The organism is Sutterella sp. KLE1602, assembly GCF_001578585.1.
Taxonomy (GTDB): Bacteria; Pseudomonadota; Gammaproteobacteria; order Burkholderiales; family Burkholderiaceae_F; genus Sutterella; species Sutterella wadsworthensis_A.
In genome coordinates this window covers 19,491-43,186 of sequence record NZ_KQ968520.1, presented here as the reverse complement: position 1 = coordinate 43,186, position 23,696 = coordinate 19,491, and the positions used below count along the sequence as shown (strand labels likewise).

20 protein-coding genes are annotated in these 23,696 nt (G+C 62.5%); 6 read left to right on the top strand and 14 right to left on the bottom strand.

The window, feature by feature from the left end:
- Positions 1–6 precede the first annotated feature (6 nt).
- The 4 genes from HMPREF3036_RS04235 to HMPREF3036_RS04220 form a co-directional block, all read right to left on the bottom strand.
- Complete coding sequence (locus HMPREF3036_RS04235) at positions 7–660, bottom strand: hypothetical protein (RefSeq protein ID WP_005433673.1); 654 nt, start codon at positions 658–660, stop codon at positions 7–9.
- 206 nt (positions 661–866) lie between these two features.
- Positions 867–2,150, bottom strand: coding sequence for a phosphoribosylamine--glycine ligase (purD, locus tag HMPREF3036_RS04230; protein WP_005433671.1), 1,284 nt, complete (start codon positions 2,148–2,150; stop codon positions 867–869).
- A gap of 218 nt (positions 2,151–2,368) precedes the next feature.
- Complete coding sequence (locus tag HMPREF3036_RS04225) at positions 2,369–3,103, bottom strand: YebC/PmpR family DNA-binding transcriptional regulator (protein ID WP_005433669.1); 735 nt, start codon at positions 3,101–3,103, stop codon at positions 2,369–2,371.
- Between the two features lie 223 nt (positions 3,104–3,326).
- Entirely contained in the window at positions 3,327–4,604 is a 1,278-nt protein-coding gene (locus tag HMPREF3036_RS04220; RefSeq protein WP_005433667.1) for an amidohydrolase, read from the bottom strand.
- A gap of 395 nt (positions 4,605–4,999) precedes the next feature.
- Here HMPREF3036_RS04220 and HMPREF3036_RS04215 point away from each other — a divergent pair, with 395 nt between their 5' ends.
- Complete coding sequence (locus HMPREF3036_RS04215; protein ID WP_062331845.1) at positions 5,000–6,268, top strand: hydantoinase/carbamoylase family amidase; 1,269 nt, start codon at positions 5,000–5,002, stop codon at positions 6,266–6,268.
- A gap of 11 nt (positions 6,269–6,279) precedes the next feature.
- Entirely contained in the window at positions 6,280–6,957 is a 678-nt protein-coding gene (locus HMPREF3036_RS04210; RefSeq protein ID WP_062331844.1) for a LuxR C-terminal-related transcriptional regulator, read from the top strand.
- Positions 6,958–7,314: 357 nt separating this feature from the next.
- Here HMPREF3036_RS04210 and HMPREF3036_RS04205 read toward each other — a convergent pair whose 3' ends face one another.
- From HMPREF3036_RS04205 to upp, 6 genes are all read right to left on the bottom strand, one after another.
- On the bottom strand, positions 7,315–8,664 hold the full coding sequence (locus tag HMPREF3036_RS04205; protein ID WP_062331843.1) for an anaerobic C4-dicarboxylate transporter: 1,350 nt from the start codon (positions 8,662–8,664) through the stop codon (positions 7,315–7,317).
- A 430-nt stretch (positions 8,665–9,094) separates the two neighbouring features.
- Positions 9,095–10,744 (bottom strand): fumarate hydratase, encoded by a 1,650-nt coding sequence (locus HMPREF3036_RS04200; protein WP_005433659.1) that lies wholly within the window; start codon positions 10,742–10,744, stop codon positions 9,095–9,097.
- 241 nt (positions 10,745–10,985) lie between these two features.
- The gene (locus HMPREF3036_RS04195) at positions 10,986–11,663 is read right to left on the bottom strand and encodes an ABC transporter ATP-binding protein (RefSeq protein ID WP_082897347.1); all 678 of its coding nucleotides are present in this window, start codon (positions 11,661–11,663) and stop codon (positions 10,986–10,988) included.
- A 48-nt stretch (positions 11,664–11,711) separates the two neighbouring features.
- Positions 11,712–12,497: a GntR family transcriptional regulator gene (locus HMPREF3036_RS04190; RefSeq protein ID WP_005433655.1), complete on the bottom strand. Its 786-nt coding sequence runs from the start codon at positions 12,495–12,497 to the stop codon at positions 11,712–11,714.
- 108 nt (positions 12,498–12,605) lie between these two features.
- Complete coding sequence (locus HMPREF3036_RS04185; protein ID WP_005433653.1) at positions 12,606–13,433, bottom strand: succinate dehydrogenase/fumarate reductase transmembrane subunit; 828 nt, start codon at positions 13,431–13,433, stop codon at positions 12,606–12,608.
- Between the two features lie 365 nt (positions 13,434–13,798).
- On the bottom strand, positions 13,799–14,446 hold the full coding sequence (gene upp / locus HMPREF3036_RS04180; protein ID WP_005433652.1) for a uracil phosphoribosyltransferase: 648 nt from the start codon (positions 14,444–14,446) through the stop codon (positions 13,799–13,801).
- 349 nt (positions 14,447–14,795) lie between these two features.
- Here upp and HMPREF3036_RS04175 point away from each other — a divergent pair, with 349 nt between their 5' ends.
- On the top strand, positions 14,796–15,413 hold the full coding sequence (locus HMPREF3036_RS04175) for a LapA family protein (RefSeq protein WP_062331837.1): 618 nt from the start codon (positions 14,796–14,798) through the stop codon (positions 15,411–15,413).
- Positions 15,414–15,510: 97 nt separating this feature from the next.
- Here HMPREF3036_RS04175 and HMPREF3036_RS04170 read toward each other — a convergent pair whose 3' ends face one another.
- The 4 genes from HMPREF3036_RS04170 to HMPREF3036_RS04155 form a co-directional block, all read right to left on the bottom strand.
- Positions 15,511–16,509, bottom strand: coding sequence for a class 1 fructose-bisphosphatase (locus HMPREF3036_RS04170; protein ID WP_062331834.1), 999 nt, complete (start codon positions 16,507–16,509; stop codon positions 15,511–15,513).
- Positions 16,510–16,523: 14 nt separating this feature from the next.
- On the bottom strand, positions 16,524–19,190 hold the full coding sequence (gene pepN, locus HMPREF3036_RS04165) for an aminopeptidase N (RefSeq protein WP_062331831.1): 2,667 nt from the start codon (positions 19,188–19,190) through the stop codon (positions 16,524–16,526).
- Between the two features lie 196 nt (positions 19,191–19,386).
- Positions 19,387–19,992: a NapC/NirT family cytochrome c gene (locus HMPREF3036_RS04160; protein ID WP_005437231.1), complete on the bottom strand. Its 606-nt coding sequence runs from the start codon at positions 19,990–19,992 to the stop codon at positions 19,387–19,389.
- A 231-nt stretch (positions 19,993–20,223) separates the two neighbouring features.
- Positions 20,224–20,997 carry a TOBE domain-containing protein gene (locus HMPREF3036_RS04155; RefSeq protein ID WP_005437233.1) on the bottom strand — a complete coding sequence of 258 codons (774 nt, stop codon included), beginning with the start codon at positions 20,995–20,997 and terminating at the stop codon, positions 20,224–20,226.
- A 130-nt stretch (positions 20,998–21,127) separates the two neighbouring features.
- On the opposite strand from HMPREF3036_RS04155, the gene modA reads away from it, so the two are divergent.
- Genes modA through modC form a run of 3 tightly spaced genes read left to right on the top strand, consistent with a single transcriptional unit; the run spans position 21,128 to position 23,634 of the window.
- Positions 21,128–21,883: a molybdate ABC transporter substrate-binding protein gene (gene modA, locus HMPREF3036_RS04150; RefSeq protein ID WP_082897346.1), complete on the top strand. Its 756-nt coding sequence runs from the start codon at positions 21,128–21,130 to the stop codon at positions 21,881–21,883.
- 3 nt (positions 21,884–21,886) lie between these two features.
- Positions 21,887–22,564, top strand: coding sequence for a molybdate ABC transporter permease subunit (modB, locus tag HMPREF3036_RS04145; protein WP_062331827.1), 678 nt, complete (start codon positions 21,887–21,889; stop codon positions 22,562–22,564).
- Positions 22,561–23,634: a molybdenum ABC transporter ATP-binding protein gene (gene modC / locus HMPREF3036_RS04140; RefSeq protein WP_062331824.1), complete on the top strand. Its 1,074-nt coding sequence runs from the start codon at positions 22,561–22,563 to the stop codon at positions 23,632–23,634. The genes modB and modC overlap by 4 nt, the downstream gene beginning before the upstream one ends.
- Positions 23,635–23,696: the final 62 nt, after the last annotated feature.

The following is a 23,696-nucleotide window of genomic DNA, read 5'->3' as shown; positions in this document are numbered from 1 at the left end:
GGTGGCTCAGAGGTTGGTCACCTGGGAGGAGAACGTCTTGTCGACGAGGCCGTCGTCGTCATAGTGAACGGCCAGCCAGTTGAGCTCGAGCTCCTGCAGTCCTCGCTTGTTGCGAAGGAAGCGCTGGCTGAACCAGTAGTGCCAGCCCGCTTCGTCCTTGTAGGAGGCGCGGCCGAGAAGCTCGTTAACGAGTGCGGACTCCATGCCAAGACCAATGCGGCCGATCTGGACGGGAAGGTGCTCGGCGTCGAGCCTGCGGCAGATTTCGGGGACCGTGCGCTCACCCGCCCACTCGAGCTGCGCTTCGGTCACGAAGTCGCTGTCGGTGGCGATGAACCAGACGATCATGGGCTTGCCGTGGGTGGTGCCCGTGAGGCAGAGCGTGTCGCGGCGGAAGACGCCGTCGCCCTCCGAAAGGCGGGTTGCGCCCGTCATGGCGGCAAGATCCTCGAGCCTGGTGCTTTCGAGCACGATGCGGGGCTTGCCGATGCGGGCGTCGCGGCCGAGCGGCGTCGTCAGAGTGGCCGGCGCGTCAAGCAGGCCCGTCGGGTAGGCGAACGGGCCGGTGATTTTCTCGGCATGCGCGCCGCCCGCGAGAGCGAGCGGAAGTAGGGCGCCTGCCAGGAGGGCCGGGAGCTTTGAAAGAAAGGCAGGATGCATCTGTGTGGCTGGGTCGAACGGTGTTGGTCGGATGCGGGGCTTTGCCCTGAAGGCACCCCCGCCGTGGTTTCAGTATAGCCCGCCTGTCCCGTTCGGACATCCCCTGCGGGAGAGCGAATCAAGAAAGCTGCATGTCGCGGGCATGAAAAAGGCCGCCACCCTGCGCAGAGGGAGGCGGCCCTGTGGGACCGTTCGGATCCGGGCTATCAGCGGTTCAGGGCGCGGTAGCCGATGTCGGAACGCATCTGCATGCCGTCGAACTTCACCTGACGCGCGGCGGCGTAGGCGGACTTCTGGGCGGCGGCGATGGATTCGCCGAGGCCGACGACGCAGAGGACGCGGCCGCCGGAGACGACCGTCAGGCCTTCTTCGTTGAGGGCCGTGCCGGCGTGGAAGACCATCTGTTCGGCGGTGTTTTCAGGCAGCTCTTCGATGACGGCGCCCTTTTCGGGGTGAGCCGGGTAGCCGCGGGCGGCGCAGACGACGCCGAGTGCGGTGCGGCGATCCCATTCGACTTCAACGCTGTCGAGCTTGCCGTCGATGCCGGCTTCGATGATTTCGGAGAAGTCGCTCTTGACGCGCATCATGATCGGCTGCGTTTCCGGGTCGCCGAAGCGGCAGTTGAACTCGAGCGTGCGGACGATGGGCTTGCCGTCGGCGCCGTGCGAGATCATGAGGCCGGCGTAGAGGAAGCCGGTGTAGCGGATGCCGTCGGCGGCCATGCCCTGAACGGTCGGGCGGATGATTTCGCGCATGACCTGGGCGTGAATGTCCGGCGTGACGACGGGAGCCGGGGAGTAGGCGCCCATGCCGCCCGTGTTGGGACCCTGGTCGGCGTCAAGAAGACGCTTGTGGTCCTGGGAGGTGGCCATAGGAAGAATGTTTTCGCCGTCGACCATCACGATGAAGGAGGCTTCCTCGCCGTCGAGGAAGTCCTCGATCACGACGCGGGCGCCGGCGTTGCCGAAGGTGTGGCCTTCGAGCATCATGTCGATCGCGTCATGGGCTTCCTGTTCGGACATGGCGACGACGACGCCCTTGCCGGCGGCAAGGCCGTCGGCCTTGACGACGATCGGAGCGCCCTTGCGGCGGACGTAGGCGTGGGCGGCTTCGGGATCCGTGAAGGATTCGTAGTCGGCCGTCGGAATATTGTGACGCTTCATGAAGGCCTTGGCGAAGTCCTTGGAGCTTTCGAGCTGCGCGGCGGCCTTCGTCGGGCCGAAGATGCGCAGGCCGGCGGCGCGGAACTTGTCGACGATGCCGGCGGCGAGCGGGGCTTCGGGACCCACGACCGTGAAGGCGATGTTGTTGCTCTTGACGAATTCGATCAGCTGGTCGATGTCGGTGATCGGAAGGTTTTCAAGACGGGGCGTCAGGGCCGTGCCGGCATTGCCGGGAGCCACGAAAACTTTGGTCACGCGATCGCTTTGAGCGAGGCGCCAGGCGAGAGCGTGTTCACGACCGCCGTTGCCAACAACGAGAAGGTTCATTTTGATGGTCTCTTAGAAACGGACCGGCGCGGGGCGCCGGAGTTGTGGGAGAGAGCTCCCAGGAAGGTGAAATTCTGTCGTGCTCCGTCGATGCCGGAGCTCCCGGTGGGAACGCCCTATTGTACCGCCCGAGGCGTCCGGCTGTCCCCTTGACGCGCCAGGTAAAAGCAAAGCCCGCTCAAGTGACTGAACGGGCTTCGGCATCGGACGCAGTCCGATTATTCTTCGTCGTCGAAGTCGGCGGACGTGTAGACCTGCTGGACGTCGTCGAGATCCTCAAGGGCGTCGATCAGCTTCTGCATCTTTTCGGCATCTTCGCCGGTGAGCTTGACTTCGTTGAGGGCCTTGTACGTGATTTCGGAGACGACGGGCTCGATGCCGGCGGCTTCGAAGGCCTTGGAAACGGCGTCGAAGGCGGCCGGTTCGCACGTGACTTCGATGGAGCCGTCTTCGTCGGAGACGACGTCGTCGGCGCCGGCTTCAAGGGCGATCTCCATCACGGCGTCTTCGGTCGTGACGCCGGGGGCGAAGACGAACTCGCCGATGTGCTTGAACATGAAGGAGACGGAGCCTTCCGTGCCGAGGTTGCCGCCGTGCTTCGTGAGCGCGTGGCGGACGTCGGCGACCGTGCGGACGCGGTTGTCGGTCGTGCAGTCGATGATGAGCGCAGCGCCGCCGATGCCGTAGCCTTCGTAGCGGATTTCTTCGTAGGAGACGCCTTCGAGCTGGCCGGTGCCCTTGAGAATGGCGTTGGAGATGGTGTCCTTGGGCACGTTGCCGCCGCGGGCCTTGATCAGGGCGAGGCGGAGACGGGAGTTGGACTCCGGATCGCCGCCGCCCATGCGGGCGGCCACGATGATTTCACGAACCAGCTTCGTCCAGAGGTTGGAGCGCTTGGCGTCCTGACGGCCCTTGCGATGCTGGATGTTGGCCCACTTGGAATGACCTGCCATGATGATCCTTTCGATATGCAGTAAACGGCCGGGCAACCCGTGCCTCTCGGGCATTCATGGTGCGTTGCCGCGCGCCTGTGTTCTTTGGGAATGAGGGTCCTGCTGCCGGCGAACTCTGTGCTGTGCGCATGGGCCGGAGCGGATAAGGTCGAGTATTTTAAAACAAAAAAGACCGGCCCGCGACAGGCGGACCGGCCTTTCGGTCAGATGACCTGCTGATGAATTACTTCAGGATCAGCTTGATGGCGTTCGCCCAGACGGCGAGACCCTTGTCGAGCGCCTTTTCGTCGATGTCGAACTTGGCCGTGTGGTGGCCGGACGGACGATCGGCGCCGAGCACGAAGAACGCAGCCTTGCCGCCGTGCGCCTGAACGCGACGGGCGAGGATGGTGGCGTCTTCAGAGCCGCCGAAGTTCATCGGATCCTGACGGGCGGTCATGCCTTCGACGTTGCCGACGGCTTCCGTGAGAACCTTGACGAGTTCGGGGTCGTTGGTGAGGTCGACGGCCTCGCCCATCTTCTCGATGGTGTACTCGCAGTTCTGGCTCAGAGCGCAACCCTTGATGATGTTGACGGCGGAATCGTACATGTACTGGTTGATTTCGCCGGTTTCACCGCGGACTTCCATCTTCATGACGGCGTGCGACGGGATCACGTTGCGGCCTTCGCCGGCAACGAGCTGGCCCACGTTGATGCGGGTCATGCCGCTGCCGTGGCGGGCGATGCCGAGCAACTGCACGAAGGCGTTGCAGGCGGCGGCCATGGCGTTGTGGCCGGCGTTGGGTTCGACGCCGGCGTGAGCCGGACGGCCCGTGTAGGTGACGTCGAGCTTCGTCGTGCAGAGGAAGCCGTAGGGGTTGACGGAGACTTCGCCGGACTTGCACATCATGGCGATGTGGGCGCCGAGGAAGTAGTCGGCGTCGTCAAGGATGCCGGAGGCGGCCATGCCGGCGGCGCCGCGGACGCCTTCCTCAGCCGGCTGGAAGAGGATCTTGATCTTGCCGTTCATCTGGTCGACGTTGTCGGCGAACCAGTGGGCGACGGCCAGGCCGGTGGAGGTGTGGGCGTCGTGGCCGCAGGCGTGCATCAGGCCCGGACGCTTGGAGATGAAGCCTTCGCGAGCGGGGATGTGGCAGTCTTCGGTGGATTCCGTGACGGGGACGCAGTCGATGTCGAAGCGGATGGCGAGCGTGGGGCCGGGACGCCCCGTGTCCATCACGCCGACGCAGCCCGTGAGGCCGTCCATTTCGGCGAGGAGCTCTTCGCTCACGCCGTTCTCGCGGGCGAGCTTGAGGCCGGCTTCAACAACCTTGAGGTTGCGGCCGAGGCAGTTGTCGGGATTGATGACTTTCTTGCCGAGCAGCACTTCGTAGCCGTATTCACGCAGCTTGCCGACGATGAAGGCGGTCGTGGTGAATTCGCTCCAGCCTTCCTCCGGCATCGTGTGAAGATGGCGGCGGATTTCGATCAGCTGGTCATGGTAGGCGCAGGTGCAGGTCATTGGACTTCTCCTCAATTTCCATAAAGTGCGTCCTCTATCACTTTCGGGGTATTGAAGGCGAAAGCGAGTCGAGGGCAAAGGTCGATAAGAGAATTATGTGCCTCTTGGTGGAAATCCGCATCAGGATAAACCGTAAGGCGGACTGCCTAGGGATCGTTCGTTTTTTGCCTACTCGCGCACGCCTCAAGCCTAAAAGCAACATGAGAAACGTGAAGCCTCCCCGCTCCTTTATCTCGTGTCAAAGAAATGGTGCTTTCCTTCTCTCTCTTAGGGGGTAGGCTGTAATCCCTTGGTAGTATTTCCAACATGGGCCGACTGCATGCGCCGGAAAGAGTGCACGTAAAAGACAACCTGAAGCCCTGAAAACGACGATCCGACAATGAAGGAGACAGCAAATGTCAGTTACTGGACTGCAGACCGAAGGTCTGAAGTATGCAAAGGCGATTTTCGACACCGTCCGCCGCATGTCGGCGGACACGCTTGGCGTTTCCCGTCAGGGCTACAGCGAGCTTGAGACGGACGTCCTGCACTACCTGCAGGGCCTTGGCCGCGACATCGGCCTTGAAGTCCGCGCCGACGACGCAGGCAACGTCTGGATGACGATGCCCGGCCGCGACCGCACGCTTCACGCCTTCGTTGCAGGCAGCCATGTTGACAGCGTTCCGCAGGGCGGCAACTACGACGGCCTGGCCGGCGTGACCGCCGCGCTCACGGTCGCTTGGTGGATGCACCGCCATCAGGTCCAGCTCGAGCGCGACTACACGGTCCTCATGATGCGCTGCGAGGAAAGCTCCTACTTCGGCAAGGCCTACGTGGGCTCGCTCGGCATGATGGGCCGCCTGACGCAGTCCGACCTGATGCTGCGCCACCGCACGGAGGACATCACGCTCGGCCAGTGCATCTCGGCCTGCGGCCTTGATCCCAGCAAGCTCACCGCCGGCACGCCGATCGTCGATCTGAAGAAGATCGCCTGCTTCGTCGAACTGCATATCGAGCAGGGTCCGACGCTCACGAGCAACGACAAGGTCCGCGTCGGCGTCGTCACGGGCATCCGCGGCAACGTCCGCCACAAGAACGTGGTGTGCCACGGCGAAACGGCCCACTCGGGCGCCGTGAACAAGGAGTTCCGTCATGACGCCGTGATGGCCACGGCGGCGCTTCTGAGCCGCATGGATAATCACTGGCAGGAATGGCTCGACCGCGGCGAAGACCTCGTCTTCACGGTCGGCGTCATCCGCACGGGTGCGACCGCCGCCATCTCCGTCATTCCCGGAGAAGTGAGCTTCACGCTTGACATGCGCAGCCTGAGCGCCGACACGTGCGAGCGCTTCCACCAGCTGCTGCTCGAAGAGGCTGCCGCCCTTGAAAAGGAACGCGGCGTGCGCTTCGACTTCGACAAGCCGCTCTACACGGCCCCCGGTCTCGTCGATCAGGCCCTCTCCGACCGCATCTACAAGGCCGCCGAAGACAACGGCATTCCGTGCATGCGCCTGCCCTCGGGCGCGGGCCATGACGCCGCCGTGATCGGCGCCGCCGGCATTCCCGTCGGCATGATCTTCATCGCCAACCAGAACGGCTCGCACAATCCTCATGAGGAAATGATCATGAAGGATTTCATGACAGGTACCGACCTCCTTTGGCAGACGGTTCGTCAGTTCGACTAAAGGTGGTTGCTATGGACAGGAGCAAGCTGATCTCGGTCGTGCTCGTGGACGAGTATCCGCTCTTTCGCAAGGCGATGGCGGATCTCCTGAACGCAACCGGGGAGTTTCAGGTGCTCGGCCAGACGGGCGAGGGCGACACGGCCCTCGGCCTTTCCTCGCTCGGCCCCGACATCGTCGTGATGAGCCTCGAGGCCGAGGAGTACTCTGCGCTTGATCTTCTCAAGGAGATCAAGTACCGCCAGCCCGCCACGCGCGTCGTGATGGTGATGAGCTCGGCTGACAGTTCCGGCCAGCTCATGCGGGCCATCCGCCTTGAGGCGAACGGCTACCTGCTTCGCACGATTACGCCGAGCGACTTCGTCGAACAGCTCAGGAAGACCGCGCAGGGCGGCATGGCCGTGAGCGAGAAGGTCACTTCGGCGCTTGCCGAAAAGCTTTGCGGCGACTCCTACGCCGTCGAGGAGGTCCGCCGCGTGAGCGAGCTGACCAGCCGCGAGCAGGACGTGCTCGGCTACGTGGCCGCGGGGATCTCGAACCTCGAGATCTCCAAGTGCCTGGGCATTTCCGAGGGAACGGTGAAGGTTCACGTCAAGCACACGCTCAAGAAGCTCAAGTTCCGCTCCCGCGTGGAGCTCGCCGTCTGGGCGTCGGAACACGGCTTCAAGGTGAAGACCGCAGGCAGGTTCTGAGCGAATCTGCAGTAATCCCAAAACTGAACTGAAGAAAAGGTGCGCTTTCCCGCTGGGAGGCGTGCCTTTTTGTCGTCCATGCGCAGGGATGGATGTAGGGGCCTGAAGAAGCGGCGCGAGTTTGCGTGCGTGCGTTTGGCGGGCGGGGCCTGGGGCGTGACGGTCGTCTGATGATAGGGCGGAAATGAAAGAGGGAAAAGAAGGAAAGGGCGGTCCTGCGGGGCGAGGAGGCGGCGGGGAAGACCTGAAAATGCAAAGGGACAATGCTTTCGCATTGTCCCTTCACTGTGCTTGTTGGCCGGAGCCGGTGGTCTGCCGGCTCAGGTTGCATCTGTTGTCCTCAGTGTAGTTCTTAGATTAGATGAAACCGTAGATGAGGCCAAGGACATAGCCCGTTGCCGTGGCGGTCAACACGCCGATCAGACCCGGAAGAATGAAGGAGTGGTTGATCACGAAGCGGCCGATGTGCGTCGTGCCGGAGCGGTCGAACTGGAGAGCGGCCAGGTCGGACGGGTAGGTCGGCAGGATGTAGTAGCCGTAGCAGGCGGCGGCGCAGGAAACCACGAGGCCCGGGGGAACGCCGATGGAGAGGGCGACCGGAACGATGGTTGCGACGGCGGCAGCCTGAGAGTTCACGAGCTTGGACGTAAGGATCAGGACGAGAGCGTAGGCCCAGGGATACTGGCGAACGATTTCGGTCATGACGGCCTTGAGGTCGGCAAGGTGAGCGGCAAACATCGTGTCAGCCATCCAGGCCACGCCGAACACGGCGGTGATGGCGACGCAGCCGGCGGAGAAGACCGGGGTCTTGCCGATGCTGGAAGCGCGGGTCTTGCAGAAGATCACGATGAAGGCACCGCAGGCAAGCATGAACATCTGGATGATCAGCGTCATGGAGAGGGCCTTCTTGCCGATGATCGGGCGAAGTTCAGGGAACATGCCGAAGACGGCGACGGCAGCAACCGTGGCGAGGAAGATCCAGAGGGAGGCCCACTGTTCCGGACGGAAGGTCTTGCCGATGAGGGTCGTCGTTTCGCCGTAGACGTACTTGCGCTGTTCGGGATCGGCGATGAGCTTCTGGAATTCTTCGTCCTTGTCGAGGTCCTTGCCGCGGAACATGGAGAAGACGGAGATCGCGAAGAGGCCGACGAGGGCGCCCGGGATCGTGATGCTGAAGAGCTGGATGAAGCCGAAGGCCTTGCCACCAACCTGGTAGCCGTCACAGAGGGCGATCATCGACACGGCGGCAACAGCGGCCGGCGAGCAGATGACGGACATCTGGGAGGCGATGGTGGAAGCGGCCATCGGGCGTTCCGGACGGATGCCGTTCTTGATGGCGACGTCGTAGATAATCGGGAGCATCGTGTACACAACGTGGCCCGTGCCGCAGAGAAGGGCGAGGAACCAGCAGAGGTACGGAGCGAGGAAGCAGACCGCGCGCGGGTGCTTGCGGAGCATCTTTTCTGCGATCTGAAGGAGGCAGTCGAGGCCGCCGGCAGCCTGGAGGGCGGCGGAGGCGCAGATCACGGACAGAATCGTCAGGATGACGTCGACCGGGGGTTTGCCCGGCTTCAGATGGAAGCCGAAGACGAGGATGATGAGGCCGATGCCGCCAATGAGGCCGAGGGCCATGCCGCCCTTGCGGGCGCCGTAGAAGAGGGCAACCAGAACGATGACCAGTTGCGCCCAGAAGTCAAAACCGAGCATGTTAATTCTCGCAGTCAAGTTGTGAGGACATTGCTAATTGTGTCGATTCTTCTACCTCTGGGGGGATAATTCTGATCTTCTTTTGACCTATGGACATAAATCGGGGGGATCTCCCTTTTTCTTTACAGAAAAATCTTGTTACTGATGGTGTAAACCCCTAGGGCGGTTCCCTTATCCTGTCGCACAAGGGTGATTTTCTCATGGGTTTCCCTAGCGGGAGAAGGAATGTGGAAAATGGGGGAGCAATTGTAAGAAGGGGTGTCGAACATCGAGGCAGGGCTGCGGCGCGTGACTTCTCCGCCCGTTTTCGCCTTCAGATGATTTGGATTTGGGTTAACCCTAACCTCTAAAAGGGTATTCCCCAAGTGAAAGGGCGTCCTTTCGTATGAAAGGACGCCCTTGTGACTTCAGTTAGTCAGTGAGCCGGAGATCAGGCCTTCTTGCAGGCGATCGTGACAGGCTTGAGCTGCTGGAAGAAGTCGTTGCCCTTGTCGTCGACCAGGATGAAGGCCGGGAAGTTTTCGACGCGGATCTGGTAGACGGCTTCCATGCCGAGTTCCGGATACTCGATGCATTCGATGCTCTTGATGCAGTCGCTCGAGAGCACGGCAGCGACGCCGCCGATGGTGCCGAGGTAGAAGCCGCCGTGCTTCTTGCAGGCGTCGGTGACGACCTGGGTGCGGTTGCCCTTGGCGATCATGACCATGGAGCCCCCGGCAGCCTGGAACGGATCAACGTACGGGTCCATGCGGTTGGCGGTTGTCGGGCCCATGGAGCCGCAGGCGTAGCCTTCCGGCGTCTTGGCGGGACCGGCGTAGAGGACTGGATGGTTCTTGATGTAGTCGGGCAGGCCTTCGCCGCGGTCAAGGCGTTCCTTGATGCGGGCGTGGGCGATGTCGCGGGCCACGATGATCGTGCCGTTGAGCAGCAGGCGCGTGGAGACGGGGTACTTCGTCAGGTCGGCGAGAACTTCCTTCATCGGGCGGTTCAGGTCGATGGTGACGCCGCCGGCTTCACCCGGCTTGCGGAGTTCTTCGGGGATCAGGCGGGCGGGATTGTCGTCGAGCTTTTCAACCCAGATGCCTTCTTCGTTGATCTTGCACTTGATGTTGCGGTCGGCGGAGCAGGAGACGCCCATGCCGATCGGGCAGGAGGCGCCGTGGCGCGGCAGGCGGATGACGCGGATGTCGTGGGCCATGTACTTGCCGCCGAACTGGGCGCCGAGGCCGATCTTCCAGGCTTCTTCGAGGAGCTGCTGTTCGAGCTCGACGTCGCGGAAGGCGCGGCCGGTTTCGTCGCCGGTGGTGGGCAGACCGTCATAGTAGTGGCAGGAGGCGAGCTTCACCGTGAGCATCGTGCGTTCGGCGGAGGTGCCGCCGATCACGAAGGCGATGTGGTACGGCGGGCAGGCGGCCGTGCCGAGGCTCTTCATCTTTTCGATGAGGTAGGGAACGAGCTTGGCCGGGTTGAGGACGGCCTTCGTTTCCTGATAGAGGTAGGACTTGTTGGCGGAACCGCCGCCCTTGACCACGCAGAGGAACTTGTACTCGGCGCCTTCGGTGGCTTCGATGTCGATCTGGGCGGGAAGGTTGCACTTCGTGTTCACTTCCTCGTACATCGTGAGCGGAGCGTTCTGGGACTGGCGGAGGGCTTCCTCGGTGTAGGTCTTGTAGACGCCCTTGGAAATGGCTTCTTCATCGCAGTAGCCGGTCCAGACCTGCTGGCCCTTTTCGCCGTGAACGATGGCCGTGCCCGTGTCCTGGCAGAACGGGAGGATGCCCTTGGCGGCGGTTTCGGCGTTGCGGAGGAACATCAGGGCGACGTACTTGTCGTTGGCCGTGGCTTCAGGGTCGGAGAGGATCTTGGCAACCTGTTCGTTGTGTTCGCGACGGAGCATGAAGTTCACGTCGTGGAAGGCGCGGTTGATCAGCTTGGTGAGGCCTTCGGCTTCGACCTTGAGGATCTTCTTGCCTTCGAATTCACCGACGCTGACGTGGTCCTTCGTCAGAAGATAGTATTCGGTCTTGTCTTCGCCGGTCTGGAACATGGGCGCATATTTAAATGCGGGAGTCTGAGCCATGATGTCTTTGCCTTATTCAGTAAGTGACGGCCGCAGGGGTTTGGCGGCCATGATGAGCGTCCGCCTTGTGACAAAGTTTTGCCACTGGTCCGGGCGGACGATTTCTATCACCAATTATCTACCTCCTTCTAAGGAGACTGAATAAGGAGGATGCCTTAGTTCGGGCAAGAATCAAGGATCCTTTGATAAGGAGGTAGGTTCGGGGGCGTTCTTAACGTTTCTCCATGCGCCCCTAGGAAAATCAGGCGTTCATGAGCTTGCCGCGCTCAAGCGTGAGGATGCGGTCGACGTTTGCGGCGGGGATGACGCCCTCGGCGGCCACCACGGCGATGTTGCGGGTGTCTCGTACCCACTTGGAAATACAGGTTAATACTGATGTCGCCGATTCGGCTGAAAGACAGGGGGAAGGCTCGTCAAGAAGGATGACGCGCGGCTGCTGTACGAAGAGCTGCGCGACCTCGGCGAGGCGGTACTGTTCGGGCGTGAGGACGGAGATCGGGGAGTGTGCGAGGGGCTCGAGCCTGCAGCGGGCCAGTGCGTCGGTGACGCGTTCGCCTGCATCGGGCGGAAGCTGCCAGGTGTTCTGCATGAGGCCTATCTGCAGGAACTGCGTGACCGTCATGTAGGGGGAGATGAGGCTGCGCGAAAGGGGCTGGAGCAGGGCGCCCGCGCCATCGGCACCGAAGCGCCTGGCGCCCTCGGTGAGCTCGATGCTGCCCGTGTGCCCGATCATGCCCGAGAGGGCCTTGAGAAGCGTGGTCTTTCCTGCGCCGATCACGCCCGTTACAAGATTGACCGTCGCCGCGGTGAGCGTGAGGGAGAGGTTGACGACGGCGGGAATGCCCTGATAGGCGACACTGAAGTTGGAAAGACGAAGCTGAAGCATGGCTTGAGGGTGTTTGACCACGGTGTCAGCCATGATAGGCACTTCGCCCTACGAAGAAAATCGGTCGAAAGTCGGTTTCGATTAGTCCGTTGGTATAGGTTCCGATGCGGGTGAGCCCTCATGTTCGGCCGTCCGTGCGGCTGTCGATCGAAGGAAGACCGTCTCGCAGGCCCTGACGCCGGCGGGGCGCGTTTCGACGGCGTGAATGAGCGGCACCGGACGGCGGTCGAGATAGGTGCGGGTCACGACGAGTGCGGGAGAGCCCTCGGGCACGCCGAAGAGCTTCGAGCACGCCTCGTCGAGTGCGGCGGCTTCGGCGCTCTGGTGCATGGAGCGGCAGCGCACGCCCGCATGCTCCTCGAGAAGCGCAAGGACGGAGCGCGGGCTCTGCGGCGTGAGGTATGGGATGAGGTCCCTTGCGGCGTCGCGCACCCAGAGCTCGGTGCGGGCGACGGCACGACCGTCGGGTCCCTTCGTGAGCATGGTGAGCGTGATGAGCGGGGTGAGAAGCGCAAAGCCCGTGCGGGCGGCCGTGTCCTCGTCGCAGATCATGCGGCGGATGCTCAGAAGCGTGCGCCCACCTGCGTCGGCAGGGAGCGACGGGACGAGGCTGGCCGTGAATTCGGCTCCGCGTCCGTCACCCGTCACGATCGTGCCGCGGCGCGGAGAGCGCCTGATGAGCCCCAGATGGACGAGCTCCGCGAGTGCGGAGCGCACGGTGTGCCTGCTCATGCCGTAGTCGTTCATGAGCTGGGCCTCCGTGGGCAGGAGACTGCCGACGGGGAGGCGCCCCGAGAGTATGTCGCCTGCGAGCGTCTGTGCGAGGCGGCTCCAGAGAGGCGTGCGGGTGGATTTGATGGTGGTCATGCCGAGAGGGTATGAAAAAACTCCCGCCGGAGCAAGTCCCGCGGGAGTTCTTTTTTGGTCAGTATTCAGTTGGCTGAAGGAGAACTTCGCTGTCAGCCCGAGTACTGATTACTTCCACCAGTTGTTTTCGTCAGCGAGGACGTAACGCGTGGCTTCCTGGCCGTTCTCGATCAGTTCAGCGCCGATGGAGTAGTTCTTCCAGGCGGTGAGCGTGCCGCAGACGATCATGAGAAGGGCGATGAAGAGGAAGGTCTTACGAAGACCGGCGCGGTCGCCGTTGCGCTGGTCGATGATGTCCGTTTCCGGGTTCTTGGCGAAGATGTCCCACTTGACGGCGAGGCGGTACAGACCGATCATGCCGTGGAGTTCCGTGATGACGAGGAACACGAACGTGTAGATCATGCCCATGTGATGGGTGTGGACGCCGATCAGGTTCACGTCAAAGCCATGCGGGTTGCAGAGCATGGAGATGAGGTGCGGGAACACGAAGATGAAGAGGAGGAAGGCCGTGACGAGCTGAACCATCCAGAGCGTCGTGTCTTCATGACGGAGCATCTTGTAGTGAGCCTTGATGTCACGGAGCTGATGGTAGGACGTCGGGAAGCGGCGAAGGGCGCAGAAGGCGTGGATCACGACGCAGAGCGTGATGAAGCCGACGAAGACGACGTGCAGCCAAGCCTGTTCTTCAGCGAACATGAACATGCCGCCGGAGGTGTTGATCAGGTTGGCGAAGAGGTCCTTGCTGATCTGCACGGAGGACGTGAAGGCCATGTGGCAGAACAGGAAGATGCCGAGGATGACGCCCGTGACGGACTGGGCGACGTCGGCGAGAGCCGTGGACGGAGACTGACGCTTGGCGTCCTTGAGGCCGGCGCCCCAGACGTTTTCAGTCGCGGTCGGGGTGTTGGAGTACTTGACGGAATCAGGGGTAGACATTTGTCTTTCCTTTGTGAGCTTTGTTTGGTTCATGGAATCCGGGCGGATGCTTGACAGGGTCCGCGCCGGTTCTATGGGGGTCTAAGCGCCGACGAAAGCCGGCAGATCATGTCAGACCGTATGATGCGCCCTTAAGGATTATGTAAGTTTGACTTTTATCAAATGAAATGAGACTAGGCGAGTGGCTTCGAGTCCGATTTTTGGTAGTTTTGCGTAGTTATACGGAGTTGAAGCGGTCAAAAATACTCACAAATAGCAATACTCAAGGGTAAACCCGTAAAAATTATGGTCAAAAAAATCATGAAAATGGCGGGCAAAAAAAGACGGCCGGATGTCCAGCCGTCCTGAAGTGTTGAGGCGCCTTGTTAGAGGGTGCCGAAGATTCGGTCGCCTGCGTCGCCGAGGCCCGGCACGATGTAGGCGCGATCGTTGAGCTTTTCATCAAGGGCTGCAACGAAGATGTCGATGTCGGGATGGGCTTCGCTCAGAACCTTGATGCCTTCGGGGGCGGCGACGAGCGCCATGAAGTGGATCTGCTCGCCCCTGACGCCGCGTCGCTTGAGGATCTCGATGGCGTAGGCGGCGGAGTGGCCCGTTGCGATCATCGGGTCGACGACGATGTAGTTGCTGTTGGGAGCGTCGGGCAGGCGCACGAGGTATTCGACGGGTTCGTGCTGGGCGTTGCGGTAGACGCCGATGTGACCGACGCGGGCGGCGGGAAGCAGGGCGAGGAGGCCGTCGGTCATGCCGAGGCCGGCGCGCAGGACTGGAACGATGACGGGATCCTTTTCGACGAGCATGGGCGACTTGGTCGCGCAGATCGGGGTTTCGATGTCCTCGAGCTTCGTCGGGAAGTCGCGGGTGACTTCGTAGCCCATCAGGAGCGCGATTTCATGGAGCAGCGTGCGGAAGTCCTGCGTGCCGGTGTTTTTGTCGCGCATCAGGGAGAGCTTGTGCTCGATGAGGGGATGGTCGACGATGTGAAGACGGGGAAAGCGGGAATCGGTACGCATGAAATGTTGCCTCAGTCGTGTTGGCCGCCGTCCGGTCGGACGGGGCGTGGGCGGAGCGTGGGAAGGGCGGGTGCGCTTCGGGAGGCGCTCCGTCAGAATTAGCCTAACCTAACACTATAGTATTGGGATCCCGATCAGTCAAAGGCGTTTTGACGGAGTTTCGGGCAATTACCCTGCCTCGTCGCACTGTGCATTTGCTATGATGAACCCGAAATAGCGCCGTTCCGGCGACGCCTTGGGGGCGGAGCGCGGGACAGTTGTCCGTGAAGCGGGGCCGTGCATGCAGCGCGGCGTTCTCAGTTCGTCTTCGTCCTGTCGATCACTTCAGGCAGGACGCTTCGGAGCCCTTATGAAGATTCGTACCATTTTTCTGCTGTTCGTCCTCATTCTGATGGCGGTCTTTCTGGTCATCAACTGGACGGCGCTCTCGACCGTCACGGCCGTCAACCTGATCTACACCGAAATCCAGGCTCCGCTCGGCGTTCTCGTCGTGGGCGGTTTCGCCGCGGTGGTCTTCGTGCTGCTCGTCTACATGGTCTGGCAGCAGGCCAGCGTCACGCTTGAGCTTCGCGCCGCCTACAAGGAGGCTCGCAACGCCCGCACCGTGGCTGACGACGCCGAAAAGAGCCGCTTTGCCGAAAGCAACCGCATTCTGCTCGAGCGCATTGAAAAGCTGGAGGCCCTCATGACGGCCCGCTCCGACGAGACGCTCACCGCCGTCCGTCAGGAGGCCGTCCGTGCTGAAGAGCGCTACAAGGCTCTCTTCGACGACCAGAAGAGGGCTCAGGGCGAGCTGACCGCCCAGGTCCAGACGCAGATCGGCGCCATGGAAAAGCGCGTCGTCGAGACGCTGCCCTCCGCCGTTTCCGCCGCCGTGCCGACGCAGGCTCTGGCTGAAGAAGCTGAAAAGAAGGCGGACGCCGAAGAAAGCTGCGCCCGCAAGAGCGTCTTCAAGGACCTCTTCTAAGTCTCCTGACGACACCGTCACAATGCAATCGGGGCGCCTCCTTTCCGGGAGGCGCCCCGATTTTTCGGTGTGTATCCCGCCTGGGCGGAGACTGGGATTATTCGGCGTGGTAGGACGTCACGCGCTCGACTTCATCGGCCGCACCGAGGAAGACGGCCACGCGCTGGTGGATCTTCTCGGGAACGATGTCGAGGATGCGCTGGTGGCCGTTCGTGGCGGCGGCGCCGGCATTTTCCATGAGCATGGACATCGGGTTGGCCTCGTACATCAGGCGAAGCTTGCCCGGCTTCGTGAGGTCGCGGTGGTCGCGCGGGTACATGAAGATGCCGCCGCGCTGCAGGATACGGTGCACTTCGGCCACCATGGCGGCGACCCAGCGCATGTTGAAGTCCTTGCCGCGAACGCCAGTCTTGCCTTCGAGGAGCTCGGCGACGTAGCGCTTGACCGGATCCTCCCAGTGGCGCATGTTGGAGCAGTTGATGGCGAATTCCTTGGCGGAGCGGTCGACGCGGACGTCTTCGGCCGTGAGCATGAAGGTGCCGGTCGTCGGGTCAAGCGTGAACATCACGACGCCGCGGCCGAACGTGAGGACGAGCTGGGTCTGCGGACCGTACATGCAGTAGCCTGCGGCGACCTGCTTGGTGCCGGGCATCAGGAAGTCCTCGGCCACGGGCTCGCGCTTCGGGCGAACGGCGGGAAGGACCGAGAAGATCGAGCCGATGGAGACGTTGATGTCGATGTTGGAGGAACCGTCGAGCGGGTCGAAGCAGATCAGGTACGGGCCGATCGGCAGGTCTTCGGGAACGGGAATGACCTCGGGGATCTCTTCGCTCACCATGCCGCAGACGGAGCCCGAAAGGGCGACGGCCTCGACGAAGATGTCGTTGCTGATGATGTCGAGCTTCTTCTGGTCTTCGCCCTGGACGTTTTCGGAGCCGGCCATGCCGAGCACGCCGGCGAGGGCGCCGTTGCGCACCTTGAAGCTGATCGTCTTGCAGGCTTCGGAGACGCTGACGATCAGGCGGGAGAGAACGGGGTCGAGGTCGTGAAGCTGCTGTTCACGGCAGAGATACTGACTGAGAGAAAGGGGGGACACGATGCAATTTCCTCTTATGCGGGATTGTTCAAAGCTTTTTCAACGATTTCGCGAACGCTCACGGAGAGCTTCTCCTGACGTTCCAGATGCTTGAGCGCCTGGAACATGAGGTTCGAGAGCTGCGGCGTGTAGCGGCGCCAGTTTTCGAGACTGCGGGCGACGCGGGAGGCAACCTGCGGGTTGAGGGCGTCGAGCTTGAGCACGCACTCGACCCAGAACTTGTAGCCTTCGCCGTCCAGACGATGGAATTCGGCGGGGTTGTTCATGAAGAAGGCCACGAGCAGCGCGTAGACGTTGTTCGGGTTCGCCATGGAGAAGAAGGGGCTGTTGGCGAGTTCGGAGACGCGGGTGACGACGGGGGCCTCGCCCGCAAAGCACGGGGCGGTCGCCTGAATCGTCAGCCACTTGTTGACGAGAAGCGGCTCGGAGTACCACTCCTTGAGCGCCGAGACGATGGTGTCGTTCTTGGTCGGCGTGCTCGAGCCTGCGATCATGTTGAGCGCGGCGAGGCGGTCCGTCAGGTTGTTGGCCGTGTTGAACTGGTCGCGAACGCGCAGCACCATCGTCTTGTTGCCTGCGGCGACGCCGTAGTAGTAGCAGGTGTTCTTCAGGGCGCGGATGCCGGCGCTCGTCGAGTCGGGAGAGTATTCACCCTCAAGCCTGCAGCCGTCGATGACGCTCACGAGCTTGCTGTGCCAGCGGATGCCGAGGGCTTCGCGGACGATTTCGCGCGCACGGTGGATGGCGGCGGGATCGATGATCGGCATGGCGTCGGCGACGGCACGCTCGCTCGGGAGCTCCATCGCGACCGCACGGAAGGCGGGCGAAAGGTTGACGTCGTCGATGATGGCGCCGAACGCCTCGAGAAGCGTTGCATTGACGGGAGCCTGGTCGTTGGCGAGAACGGCGCGCACCTGCTCGAGGATCGCCTTCATCATCAGGCGGTTCATGGCCTCCCAGCGGTTGAAGGGATCGCTGTCGGCGCGGGCAAGCAGCGCAAGCGCGTCGGCGTCGAGGCTGACGTCGAGGATGACCGGCGCGGCAAAGCCGCGGTTGAGGCTCGGAACGGGTTTTTCGCGAAGGCCCGAGAAGACCCAGGTCTGGCGTGCGTCCTTGAGCTCGAACATGCGCGTGAGCTGGGCGGAGCCTTCGGACTCGCCTTTGAGCAGAACGGGCATCTCGCGGCCCTCGGCGTCGAGCAACGCGACGGGGAAGGGCATGAGCATCGGTTCCTTGGCGGGCTGGCCCGGCGTGGGCGGCGTGGTCTGCTCGACCGTCATGACGAGCTGGCCCGCCTCGGCGTTCCACTGCGTGGAGACGGCGACGCGCGGGGTGCCTGCCTGAGAGTACCAGCGGCGGAACTGCTGGAGGTCGCGACCTGAGGCCTCCTCCATGGCTTCGAGGAAGGCCTCGCACGTCACGGCGTGGCCGTCGTTGCGGGCGATGTAGAGGTCGAAACCCTTGCGGAAGGTGTCCTTGCCCAGAAGCGTCTGGAGCATGCGGATGACTTCGGCGCCCTTTTCATACACGGTGCTCGTGTAGAAGTTGTCGATCTCCTGATAGCTGTCGGGACGGATCGGGTGGGCCATGGGGCCTGCGTCCTCGGCGAACTGGGCCAGACGTAGCGCCTTGACGTTGCGGATGCGCTCGACCGCGCGGGCGGACTCGTCGCCGAGCATGTCGGCGGAGAACTCCTGATCGCGGAAGACCGTCAGGCCCTCCTTGAGCGTGAGTTGGAACCAGTCGCGGAGCGTGACACGGTCGCCCGTCCAATTGTGGAAGTACTCGTGGCCGACGACGGACTCGATGTTGGCGTAGTCCTGGTCGGTGGCGACCTTCGGATTGGCGAGCGCGTAGCGGGCGTTGAAGATGTTGAGGCCCTTGTTCTCCATGGCGCCGAAGTTGAAGTCGTTCGTCGCCACGATGCGGAAGCCGTCGAGGTCAAGCTCGAGCCCCCAGCGCTCCTCGTCCCAGCGGATGGACTTCTTGAGGCTGTCCATCGTGTGCTGCGTCTTGTCGATGTCCTGCGGCTCGACCCAGACTTCAAGGCTGGCGGTGCGGCCGTCCTTGAGGACGATCGTGTCGCGAAGGGCCTCGAGCCTGCCGGCGACGAGCGCGAAGAGATAGCAGGGCTTCGGGAACGGATCCTCCCAGCGGGCCTCGTGGCGGCCGTCGTCAAGGTCCTTCTCCTCAATGCGGTTGCCGTTGGAGAGTAGCACGGGGTACTGCTCCTTCGACGCGCGGATCACGACGCTGTAGCGGGAGAGGACGTCGGGCCTGTCGAGGAAGTAGGTGATGCGGCGGAAGCCCTGGGCCTCGCACTGGCTCATCAGGTTCTGGCCCGAGGTGTAGATGCCCGAGAGCGCCTTGTTGGCGGACGGGCTGAAGCGGTTGACGACGATGACGTCGCACTCGCGGTCGATGCCGCGGATGGTGAGCAGGTCGTCGCCGAGCGTGTAGCGGGACTCGTCGAGCGGAAGGCCGTCGACGGCGACGCTGACGAGCGTCAGGGTTTCGCCGTTGAGAATGAGATCGGAGGAATGCTGTGCATCGGGATTCGGACGCACGTGCATGGTGTTGATGACGCTCGTGCTGTCGGCGTCAAGGTCAAACTCCAGATGCACCGTGTCGATCAGATGGGACGGCGCGCGGTAGTCGGCGCGGAAGATGGTTTCTGCCATTTGTGCTCGCAATATGTGGACGCGGCGGAGCACGTCCGCCGCTGACAAAGCAATGGGTTTCTAGCGATTGTAGACAAATCGGCGGGGACCTGCCGCCCGCGTCCGCCCGATGCGGGAAATGCAAAAGACCCCGGCGCTCTTTCGGGCGTCGGGGTCCAGATGATTCGCTTTTCAGGAAATCAGGCTTTCGAAGGGATTACTTCGCAGCGGTTTCCTGAGCCTTGGCCATTTCGGCGTCAGCGGCGGCGTAGTCGTGACCGGCCTTCGGATGGCAGGCCAGGCAGTCGGCAGGCTTCTTCGGATCCTTGTCGAGATTCTGGTGCATCTTGGCGATGAACGGCTTCTTGGCGTTGTGCATGCGGGACAGGTCATGGCAGCCGCGGCAGGCGGAGAAGTTGCGTTCGATCATCTGCTTGTGAACGGCTTCAGCCATTTCCTTGCGCTTTTCGAGCTGCTTTTCATGCGTGCTAAGAGAGCCCTGAATCTGGCCGAGAAGCGAGATGGAGCCGGCACGGGCCTTGTCGAAGAGAAGAGCCGTGTAGTCGAGCGGGCCGACGTGTTCGTTGGAGTGGTTCAGAAGGTGGCAGTCGGAGCAGCCGGCGGTGGCGCCGGAGCCGGTCATGTAGTGCTGGCCCTTTTTGTAGGCGGCGTAGGTGAGATCCATGGAGTGGCAGAATTCGCCGCAGAACTTCGGGCTGCCCGCCCAGTGGACGACGCTCGTGAGGATACCGACGAAGACGATGCCGATGACGGCGCCGATCAGGAGGACGCCGGCGACATACCATTTGCTGTTGTTGGCCATTTTGCTGGAACCTGTTTGTAAGAGCGGCCGGGGGCGGTGTGCGTACCAGGGGGAGCCATCCGGCGCTGTTTAGGGGTGAAAAAGGGCAGACTATGCCTAGGGAAGCAGAGTCTGCACGTGTGTAATCTTATTAAGGTTTATGTAAGGAAGGGTGAGGTGAGCTTGATTGCCGTCAACAAAGGCGCGCTTTCATGGCCTTGAGACGCGCTTGGCCCTTTCCTTCCATCAGTTTCAGGAGTTCAGCGCAATGACCACGGCTTCGGGCGCAACGGTGGCGACGGCGCGCATGCCGATGTGAAGCCCGTGACTGGGTCTGGCGAAGCCCACGATGGTGAGGCCCGAGGGCAGCTGGATGGTGCATTCGCCGCCCTTGTCTTCGCGCTCGCTGCGAAGCACGGCGCCCACGATCTGGTTGTCGCGGCTTTCGACGAGGGCGGGGTTGTCGGCGGAGATGTCCACTGCGGTGGCCTTGCAGAGGGCGAGGACGTGCTTGCCTTCGCGAAGGCCGAGGAGCTGAGCGGACTCCTTCGTGCAGGAGGCGCGGATGTAGTGCGTATCGTCGATGGAGAGGATGAGGCGAACCTGCGCCGAGCCGATCTTCAGCTTCTCGATGACGGCGGGGAACTGGTTGCGCATCGAGGTCCTCAGCGAGCTGACGCCGACGTTCTTGAGCGCGGGAGAGTCCTTGAGACGGAAGCGTACGAGCACCTCGGCGCGGGCGCGGGTCAGTTCGTCGGCTAGCTTCAGCACCTCTTCGCCCGTGGCCGTGAGCCTGGTGCCGCCGCCCTTGTTGCCGCCCACGACCTTCTCGACCAGAGGGGCGCCCGCCAGATTGTTCAGCGTCTCGATGGCCTGCCAGGCGGCCTTGTAGCTCACGCCTGCGCGACGGGCCGCTTCGGAGATGGAGCCGACGTCGCCGATGCGCCTCAGGATGTCAATGCGCTTGTCGGCGAGCTCCGCCATGTGAGTCGCCAAAAGCGTCGGGTCGGCAATCGTTTTGCTCATGCTTGTCTCCGAATGGACTACTTGAAAAATGAGGAAAGTCCCGCTATTCTTCTACGGAATAGCGGAGCCGTCAAGGCCTACACTCAATCTTAGCTTAATGCGGTTCAACACCGCCCATGGAGAAAAAATCATGCAGATGAAGAAGCTTGCCGCCGCCCTCATGCTCGCAGGCCTTGCCTGCGCTGTTGCCGCCGAAGAAGTCCGCGTCGCCGTTGCCGCCAACTTCATGGCTCCGATGAAGGAGCTTGCTCCGCTTTATGAAAAGGCCACGGGCGACAAGCTCGTCGTGTCCTACGGCGCCACGGGCGCCTTCTACGCACAGATCAAGAACGGCGCTCCGTTCGACGTGCTACTCGCCGCCGACGCCAAGACACCCGCCAAGGCCGTCAAGGAAGGCCACGGCGTTGCCGGCACTACCTTCACGTATGCCGTGGGCAAGCTCGTCCTCTGGTCCTCCGACGCCGCACTCGTCAAGGACCAGAAGGCCCTTCTCCATCCCACCGTGAAGAAGGTCGCCGTCGCAGACGCTCGTCTCGCTCCGTACGGCGAGGCCGCCCTTCAGGCGCTCGACGCTCTCAAGATGAAGGAGGCCGTCGAGCCGAAGTTCGTCGTCAGCAACAACATCGGCAAGACCTTCCAGTTCGTGGAGTCGGGCAACACCCAGATCGGCTTCGTTGCGCTTTCCCAGTGCTTCAAGAACGGCGCCTTCACGGGCGGCTCCGGCTGGGTCGTTCCGCAGGACCTCTACAAGCCCATCCTTCAGGATGCCGTCCAGCTCAAGGCAGGCGAGAAGAACGCCGGCGCCAAGCGCTTCCTCGACTACCTGAAGACGAGCAATGAAGCCGCCGCCATCCGCGAAGCCTATGGCTACGGCACGGTCAGGTAAGTCATGCTGACATGGATTGAACTCGGCCCCGTGTGGCTGAGCCTGAGGCTCGCGGCCGTCACGACCGTCATTCTCCTCATCATCGGACTGCCGCTTGCGTGGTGGCTCGTGAAAGGCAGGAGCGCGCTCTGCGCGCCGATGAATGCGGTCGTGACCCTGCCTCTGGTGTTGCCGCCGTCCGTCCTGGGCTTCTACATCCTCATCGCCCTCGGGCCCAACGGGCCGATCGGGCAGGTGACGGATGCCCTGGGGCTGGGAACGCTCAACTTCACCTTCACCGGTCTCGTGATCGGTTCGGTGGTGTATTCGCTTCCCTTCATGATCCAGCCCGTCGTCACGGCCTTCGAGGCCATAGGCCCAAGGCCGATGGAGGTGGCGGCAACGCTCGGCTGCCGCCCCTTCGAAGCCTTCTTCCGCGTGATCCTGCCGCTGGCGCGCCACGGCATCATCACGGGCACCCTGATGACCTTTGCACACACGATCGGCGAATTCGGCGTCGTGCTCATGATCGGCGGCAACATCCCTGGATCGACGCAGGTCATCTCAACCGAAATCTACACGTACGTTGAAGCGATGGAGTACGGCAAGGCGCACGTTCTTGCGGGCGGCATGCTGGTCTTCAGCTTCTTCGTTCTTCTGTCCCTCAACTTGCTCAACCGCAAGGAAGGGAGGACCCGATGAGCGGCAGGATCACATTGAATCTGGACCGCGGAACGGACTTCCGCCTTGACGTTTCGTTCGAGATTCCCGACAAGAGCATCACGGTGCTCTTCGGACCCTCGGGCTGCGGCAAGACCACCGTGCTGCGATGCACGGCGGGCCTTGAGCGTGCGGGCGGCAGGGTCGTCGTCGCCGACCGAGTCTGGCAGGACGATGCCAGGAATATCTTTGTCCCGGCCTGGGAGCGCCGCTTGGGATACGTCTTTCAGGAAGCGAGTTTATTCGAGCATCTGAATGTCGAGGGCAATCTCCATTTTGGCCTCAGACACAAGGATGCCCGTGGGGGGCTCGCCCGCTTCTCGGAAGCAGTGGAGCTCCTGGGCATCGGGCATCTTCTCCGGCGCCGCGTGCAGCTTCTCTCCGGCGGCGAACGCCAGAGAGTGGCCATCGCGCGTGCGCTGCTGATGACGCCCGATCTCATTCTCATGGACGAGCCGCTCGCGGCGCTCGACTGGAACCGCAAGCAGGAGATCCTGCCGTGGCTCGAGCGTCTTCGCGACGAGCTCTCCGTTCCCATGCTCTACGTTACTCACTCGGCCGACGAAATGGCCCGCCTTGCGGATCAGGTGATCTGCTTTGAAAACGGGCGGATCGTCGCCGAGGGGCCGCTTGAGGAGGTGCTTCTCGAGCGCTGGCCCGGACAGGGCGAGCAGGGCTCCTCCGTCGTCCTTTCGGGCGTCGTGACCGAGCGGAGCGAAATGTGGTGCACGGCGGTCGTGACGGCGGGTGAGACGGCCTTCGAAGTGCCCGATGCGGGCAGGAACGTGGGCGAGGCCGCGCGCCTGAGGATTCTTGCGCGCGACGTGAGCGTGGCGCTCAGCGAACCGAGGGACACCTCGATCCGAAACGTGCTGCCCGCCGTCGTCATCGGGATGCGAGGCGTTGAGGGCGAGAGCCACGTCATGCTCACGCTCGAGGCGGGCGGTTGCCGCATTCTCTCGCGAATCACCCGTCGCTCGGCGGACGAACTCGGCATCGCCGTCGGCACGCGCCTCTACGCGCAGGTGAAGGCTGCGGCCATCATCGTCTAGCGCCCGCAGGGCGCCCCGAGGGGTGCTTTTGTCGCCAAAAGAACGCCCGCTATATGCAACCC

Excerpts from the sequence above, each read along its gene's own strand:
- HMPREF3036_RS04235 (WP_005433673.1), bottom strand. The coding sequence starts at position 660 with ATGCATCCTGCCTTTCTTTCAAAGCTCCCGGCCCTCCTGGCAGGCGCC.
- purD (WP_005433671.1), bottom strand. The coding sequence starts at position 2,150 with ATGAACCTTCTCGTTGTTGGCAACGGCGGTCGTGAACACGCTCTCGCC.
- HMPREF3036_RS04225 (WP_005433669.1), bottom strand. The coding sequence starts at position 3,103 with ATGGCAGGTCATTCCAAGTGGGCCAACATCCAGCATCGCAAGGGCCGT.
- HMPREF3036_RS04220 (WP_005433667.1), bottom strand. The coding sequence starts at position 4,604 with ATGACCTGCACCTGCGCCTACCATGACCAGCTGATCGAAATCCGCCGC.
- HMPREF3036_RS04215 (WP_062331845.1), top strand. The coding sequence starts at position 5,000 with ATGTCAGTTACTGGACTGCAGACCGAAGGTCTGAAGTATGCAAAGGCG.
- HMPREF3036_RS04210 (WP_062331844.1), top strand. The coding sequence starts at position 6,280 with ATGGACAGGAGCAAGCTGATCTCGGTCGTGCTCGTGGACGAGTATCCG.
- HMPREF3036_RS04205 (WP_062331843.1), bottom strand. The coding sequence starts at position 8,664 with ATGCTCGGTTTTGACTTCTGGGCGCAACTGGTCATCGTTCTGGTTGCC.
- HMPREF3036_RS04200 (WP_005433659.1), bottom strand. The coding sequence starts at position 10,744 with ATGGCTCAGACTCCCGCATTTAAATATGCGCCCATGTTCCAGACCGGC.
- HMPREF3036_RS04195 (WP_082897347.1), bottom strand. The coding sequence starts at position 11,663 with ATGGCTGACACCGTGGTCAAACACCCTCAAGCCATGCTTCAGCTTCGT.
- HMPREF3036_RS04190 (WP_005433655.1), bottom strand. The coding sequence starts at position 12,497 with ATGACCACCATCAAATCCACCCGCACGCCTCTCTGGAGCCGCCTCGCA.
- HMPREF3036_RS04185 (WP_005433653.1), bottom strand. The coding sequence starts at position 13,433 with ATGTCTACCCCTGATTCCGTCAAGTACTCCAACACCCCGACCGCGACT.
- upp (WP_005433652.1), bottom strand. The coding sequence starts at position 14,446 with ATGCGTACCGATTCCCGCTTTCCCCGTCTTCACATCGTCGACCATCCC.
- HMPREF3036_RS04175 (WP_062331837.1), top strand. The coding sequence starts at position 14,796 with ATGAAGATTCGTACCATTTTTCTGCTGTTCGTCCTCATTCTGATGGCG.
- pepN (WP_062331831.1), bottom strand. The coding sequence starts at position 19,190 with ATGGCAGAAACCATCTTCCGCGCCGACTACCGCGCGCCGTCCCATCTG.
- HMPREF3036_RS04160 (WP_005437231.1), bottom strand. The coding sequence starts at position 19,992 with ATGGCCAACAACAGCAAATGGTATGTCGCCGGCGTCCTCCTGATCGGC.
- HMPREF3036_RS04155 (WP_005437233.1), bottom strand. The coding sequence starts at position 20,997 with ATGAGCAAAACGATTGCCGACCCGACGCTTTTGGCGACTCACATGGCG.
- modA (WP_082897346.1), top strand. The coding sequence starts at position 21,128 with ATGCAGATGAAGAAGCTTGCCGCCGCCCTCATGCTCGCAGGCCTTGCC.
- modB (WP_062331827.1), top strand. The coding sequence starts at position 21,887 with ATGCTGACATGGATTGAACTCGGCCCCGTGTGGCTGAGCCTGAGGCTC.
- modC (WP_062331824.1), top strand. The coding sequence starts at position 22,561 with ATGAGCGGCAGGATCACATTGAATCTGGACCGCGGAACGGACTTCCGC.